This window comes from Pseudomonas sp. P5_A2_2 (assembly GCF_054177685.1).
Map to the genome: position 1 here is coordinate 1 of NZ_JBGCUL010001167.1, position 1,276 is coordinate 1,276.

The window sequence follows — 1,276 nt, forward strand, 5'->3', positions numbered from 1 at the left end:
AACGGACTTAAAATCCCCCGCTCGTAAGGGCGTGCCGGTTCGATTCCGGCTTCGGGCACCATGAATATCAAGGGCTTGCGTGAGATACCTCATGCAGGCCCTTAGTTTTTATTGCCGCAATTTTTGAATCTTGCCGCAATTCCTATTTTGTCGACGTCACTTTCTTACCTTTTCGATTACGGATGTAATGCTCGGTCATCACGACGGTGGTGTGACCCAGTTGGTCCGTCGCCTCTTGAATGTTGCCGGTCGACTCTTCCTTATCARTAGCTGCTTTTGCCCGCAAATCGCGCATTTGGAAGTCGGCTTTGTCGATCCGGGCTTTCTCCCTTGCCAGATCAAATCCCCCTCACGGTAATTTCTACTTCGACGAATTCTTCTGGACGTTCAAGTTCAACGAACTGAACAAAGTCGCCAGCGGCATGGCGATGTAGAAGCAATACCGGCGCACCTACTTTTCAACACCGTCGAGCATGGCCCATGAGGCCTACACATTCTGGACCGGCGAGCGCTTCAACAAGGGTAAACCGGCGGCGCAATGGCTCACATTAGACGTGTCCCACGACAACCTGCAGCAGGGCCGACTGTGCGAGGACCGCATCTGGCGCCAGATCGTCACCATCCTCGATGCCGAGCAGCGCGGCTGTGATCTCTTCGATCTTGAAGAGCTGCGGCTGGAGTACAACGCAGACGCCTTCGCCAACCTGCTCATGTGCCAGTTCGTCGACGACGGCGCAAGCATCTTCCCGCTCAACGTGTTGCAGCCCTGCATGGTCGACAGTTGGGTGGAGTGGTCGGAGGACTACAAGCCGTTCGCCGCGCGGCCGTTTGCAGATCGGCAGGTTTGGGTGGGCTACGCCCCGGCGGAAACCGGCGACAGCTCGGGCCTGGTGGTGACCCCGCCAATGGTCCCGGGCGGCAAGTTCCGCGTGCTCGAGCGGCATCAGTTCCGCGGTATGGACTTTGCCGCGCAAGCCGAGGCCATCCGCTAGGTGACGATGCGTTACTGGGTGACCTACATCGGCAACGACATCACCGGCATGGGCTCGGGCGTGGCGCAGCTGGTGCGCCAGTTCTTCCCGAACGTGGTGACCTTCAGTTATTCGCCGGAGGTGAAAACCCGCCTGGTGCTAAAGGCCTACGACGTGATTCACAAAGGGCGGCTCGAATTCGACGCCGGCTGGACCGACATGGCCGAATCGCTGATGGCCATCCGCAAAACCATCACCGCCAGCGGTCGGCAATTCACCTACACCGCTGGGCGCAACGACGAAAC

The 1,276-nt window shown here is 58.4% G+C and carries 2 pseudogenes; one reads left to right on the forward strand and one right to left on the reverse strand.

Going from position 1 to position 1,276, the window contains the following annotated elements:
• Positions 1 to 142: 142 nt before the first annotated feature.
• A pseudogene (locus tag ACXRVY_RS29780) lies at positions 143 to 349 on the reverse strand (integrase); the annotation flags it as partial.
• A 1-nt stretch (position 350) separates the two neighbouring features.
• Here ACXRVY_RS29780 and ACXRVY_RS29785 point away from each other — a divergent pair.
• Positions 351 to 1,276 (forward strand): annotated as a pseudogene (locus ACXRVY_RS29785) (phage terminase large subunit family protein); the annotation flags it as partial.